The organism is Thermogymnomonas acidicola JCM 13583, assembly GCF_001316105.1.
In the GTDB taxonomy this organism is placed as follows: domain Archaea; phylum Thermoplasmatota; class Thermoplasmata; order Thermoplasmatales; family Thermoplasmataceae; genus Thermogymnomonas; species Thermogymnomonas acidicola.
Map to the genome: position 1 here is coordinate 1 of NZ_BBCP01000023.1, position 4,179 is coordinate 4,179.

Annotated in this window: 4 protein-coding genes and 1 pseudogene; all 5 read left to right on the plus strand. The window is 61.5% G+C overall.

What is annotated here, in order from left to right:
* On the plus strand, positions 1-611 hold a 611-nt coding region (locus tag JCM13583_RS14315), incomplete at its 5' end, for an aspartate/glutamate racemase family protein (RefSeq protein WP_075057761.1).
* A 5-nt stretch (positions 612-616) separates the two neighbouring features.
* Positions 617-2,692: pseudogene (locus JCM13583_RS11400) on the plus strand (hydantoinase/oxoprolinase family protein).
* Entirely contained in the window at positions 2,685-3,005 is a 321-nt protein-coding gene (locus JCM13583_RS11405; protein WP_171823635.1) for a hydantoinase B/oxoprolinase family protein, read from the plus strand. Before JCM13583_RS11400 ends, JCM13583_RS11405 begins: the two are co-directional and overlap by 8 nt.
* 159 nt (positions 3,006-3,164) lie before the next feature.
* Positions 3,165-4,037 (plus strand): hydantoinase B/oxoprolinase family protein, encoded by an 873-nt coding sequence (locus JCM13583_RS11415; RefSeq protein WP_075057764.1) that lies wholly within the window; start codon positions 3,165-3,167, stop codon positions 4,035-4,037.
* Positions 3,937-4,179 (plus strand): hydantoinase B/oxoprolinase family protein (locus JCM13583_RS14320; RefSeq protein WP_171823636.1); only part of this gene is annotated, 243 nt, incomplete at its 3' end. The genes JCM13583_RS11415 and JCM13583_RS14320, both read left to right, overlap by 101 nt.

A 4,179-nucleotide genomic window follows, 5' to 3' on the forward strand; every position in this document is an offset into this window, starting at 1 on the left:
ACCACCTCGAGTACTCTGTCTACGAGGCCCTGGTGGCAGCTGACATCCTGCGAACGGTGAGAAGGGCAGAGGAACAGGGCTACGATGCTGCCGTCATAGGGTGCTTCTACGACCCTTTCCTCTACGAGGCAAGGGAGCTCAGCGGCATGGTGGTTACTGCGCCTGCAGAGTCCTCCATGGCCCTGGCCATGTCGCTGGGCACCTCTTTCTCCATAGTGGTTGGCAGGACAAAGTGGGTACCGCAGATGAGGGAAAACGTGCAGAGGTACGGCATGTCCGAAAGGCTTGTGTCTTTCGAATCTGTGGACATGGGAGTGCTCGAGTTCCAGAGGGAGCCGCGGGAGACGGAGAAGAGGATCGTGCAGGCAGCCAGGAGGGCGGTGGAGAAGGGTGCCGAGGTCATTATCCTCGGGTGCACCATAGAGTTTGGCTTCTACAGGCAGGTGCAGGAGGAGGTCGGCGTGCCCGTGGTCGACGCTGTCCTGGCACCCTTCAAGCATGCGGAGTTCCTTGCAGAGGTGAGGAAGAGGACCGGCATATCGCACAGCAGGAAGGGGCGCTTCGAGCCCTCTCCAGAGAGTGAGTGGTTAGAGTGGGGTATCAGGGTGTGATCGCAATGTACAGGATCGGGATAGATATCGGTGGTGCCTTCACGGACCTCGTTGCTATAGATGAAAACGGAAACATGGTGAGCGTGAAGGTGGACACGACCAGGGAACAGGCGGAGGGTGTGATGAACTCCGTGAGGGCCTCAGGAATTGACCTCCGCCAGGTGAGGGACATAATCCACGGACACACGGTGGTCATTAACTCCATCGTGCAGAGAGACGTCGCAACGGTTGGCCTTGTAACAACGAAGGGCTTCAGGGACGTACTGGAGATACAGAGGTCGAACCGCAGGGACATATACAACCTCAGGTACAGGAAGCCCGAGCTTCGTGCCACGCTATCTGAGGCTGGAGGTCGATGGCAGGCTGGACGCCACAGGGTCCGAAGTGACACCGCTGGCCCTGGACGGCCTTTCAGATATATCTCAAAAGTTCAGGGAGCACGGGGGGGTGAAGAGTGTGGCAGTATCGTTCATCAACAGCTACGCGAACCCCCAGCACGAGAGGCTGGCCGGTGAGCGCATCAGGCAGATGGGGGGGTTCGAATACGTTACGCTCTCGAGCGAGGTCTCGGGTGAGTGGAGGGAGTACGAGAGGACGAGCACCGCCGTCCTTAACGCCGCAGTGCAGCCGAAGGTTGACAGCTATCTCAACACCCTCGAGCGGTTCTTCAGGGATTCTGGGTTCCGGGGGGGCAACTTCTTCATAATGTCCTCCAACGGAGGCCTCAGCAGCACACAGCACATGAGGAATTACCCTATATACAGCCTAGAGTCAGGGCCGTGTCCGGCGTGATGGGCGCGATCAGCCTGGTCAGGCAGTGCACCGGCTCCACGAGGGTCGACATAATAACTGGACGGGGGGGGAGCACCACGACGAAGTCGTCCCTGGTGTCCGGGTCAGAGCCGAGGATAGTGACGGATTACCACATAGGAAGGGACAGGTTCAACCCAGGCTACCCTGTGCGCGTGCCGGTGGTGGACATTGTTGAGGTCGGCAGCGGCGGGACGAGCATAGCCTACGTGGAGGACGGCAGGCTGAGGGTGGGCCCGAGGGCCTCGGGGGGGGCATACCCTGGCCCTGCCTGCTATGGCAGGGGGGGCGGCACGGAACCCACGCTGACCGATGCGTATGTGGTCAACGGCTTCATAGACCCGTCGTACTTCCTGGGCGGAAGGATAAGGCTGGAGAGGAAGCTTGCGGAGGAGGCCATCCAGCACTGGCCGACAGGCTGTCTATGGGGGGGGCAAACGAGACGGCAGAGGGCATTATAAACCTGGGGGGGAACGAGAACGCAGCCTTCGCCATCCGCCTTGTGTCCGTGCAGAGGGGCTACGACCCCCCCAGGGACTTCACCCTTGTCCCATTCGGGGGGCGCAGGCCCATGATGGCCCCCCCGTTCATAGCGGACGAGCTGCAGATAAGCAGGATAATGGTGCCATGCATACCCCCCCTGGGTGTCTTCTCCGCCTGGGGCATGCTCACGGCAGATGTAAGGCACGAGAAGCTGAGGACTGTGGTGGCCACACTTGAGGAGGGCAACCTCAGCGAGATTGAGTCTGCCTACAGGGAGATGGAGGAGGAAATGGTGGAACTCTTCAGACAGGAGGGGGGGTACAGCGGACCCACGCTGGCGAGGTACGCGGACATGCGGTACGTTGGGCAGGAGCACACGCTGAAGGTCCCCCCCATGCCGCCTTCGATCGGGACCGGGAACCTGGGAGAGGCACTCCGGAGGTTCCACTCGCAGCACGAGAGGGAGTACACGTTCAAGATGGAAGGGAACCCTGTGGAAATAGTGAACCTTCACGTTGTGGGCATGGTGAGCGCGTCCAGAGTGAAGGTGCCGGAAGTGGAGAGGGAGGGGGGGAGCGGCAGGCCAAAGGCACACAGGAAGGTCTTCCTAGCCGGCTCAGAGGAAAACGTCCCGGTCTACGACAGGAAGGAGATCCCTGCGTCCACGCATGTGCAGGGGGCCCTGCATAGTGGAGGAGGAGACTGCCACTATAGTCGTCCTTGAGGGCCAGAGGGTGCACGCCGACAGGTTCGGGAACCTCATAGTGGAGCGTGAGTCCGTTGACTGAACTGAGGACAGCAGGTACGAACGTTGACCCTTTCACACGGGAGATAATAGCTAACGGCCTGCGTGCCGCGGCGGAAGAGATGTTCTACGCCTTCGGAAAGGCTGCGAGGTCACCTGTGATCTATGAGACCCTGGACTACGCGTCAGCCATAACGACCCCGGAAGGTGAGCTGGTTGCCCAGGCCAACGGTGTCCCCCGGTTTCCTGGGCGTGCTAGACTACGCCACAAGGGACCTGGTGTCGAGCAGGGGGGGTGTGGAGAAGGGCGACATATTCATGGCAAACGTCCCCTACAGGGGGGGGCACCCACCTGAACGACGTCACGCTGATCATGCCGGTGTTCCACGAGGACGAGGCACTCTTCATGCTTGTCAACAAGGGGGGGCACTGGAGCGAGGTCGGGGGCATGAGGATGGGGAGCTGGTCACCCGATGCCACGGAGATATACCAGGAGGGCACCCAGTTCCCCCAACGTGAGGATAGGGAGGGACGACAGGATAGACGAGGAGATCGTCAGGATCATAGAAGCGAACAGCAGGACGCCCGAGATGACCCTGGGCGACATGGAGGCGCAGGTGGCCTCCATGCGCGTGGCCAGGAACAGGATCCTCAGGCTCATTGACCGCTACGGGTCCGAGGCGGTCAGGGCCTCCGTCGAATCCTCGATCCTGGCCGGTGAGATGAAGGCCAGGGAACTGCTGAGAGCGCTCCCTCACGGCTCGTTCGAAATCGAGGACTTCATTGACGACGATGGGATCAATGAGGAGCCGATAAGGGTGAGGGCCAGGCTCACGGTTACGGATGATGAGTTCCTGGTGGACTTCACCGGGAGCAGCAGGAGCGTGAGGGGGGGCTCCATAAACAGCCCGTACCCAGCCACAGTCTCGTCCGTCAGGACGGTCTTCGTTGCCGCCTCCGACCCCCACACGGAACCGAACGGCGGTTTCTTCAGGCCTGTTAAGGTAGTGGCGCCGGAGGGCTCGATATTCAACCCCCCCGTCAGGCCGGCACCAACCTCAACCTACTGGGAATCGATGTCCTACGCAGGGGGGGACCTCGTGTGGCACATCCTCGCTGAGCTTATACCTGATAAGCTGTCCGCGGGCCACTTCCTCACCGTCGGTGCAACGATAGTGGCGGCGTGGACGACAGGCCAGGGAGGGGGGGAAAGCCGTTCGCAATCGTGGAACCGCAGCCAGGTGGCTGGGGGGGCCAGCTTCGATCGGGACGGCGAGAGCGCCTGGTGTGCAGTGGGGGGGACGGGGGGGAGACCTACCTTGCTCCGCGGAGGTCATCGAGAGGACACTGCCCATCAGGGTCGAGAGGCTGGAGCTCAACACCCGTGATGGCCCATCGTTCGGCAAGTACAGGGGGGGTGGCTTCGGCATAGTGAAGGACTACCGCATACTGTGCTCCGAGGCGTCTTTCAGTGCGTCCTTCGGCAGGTCAAGGTTCACGGCCTGGGGGGGGAGCGGGCGGTGGGGGGGG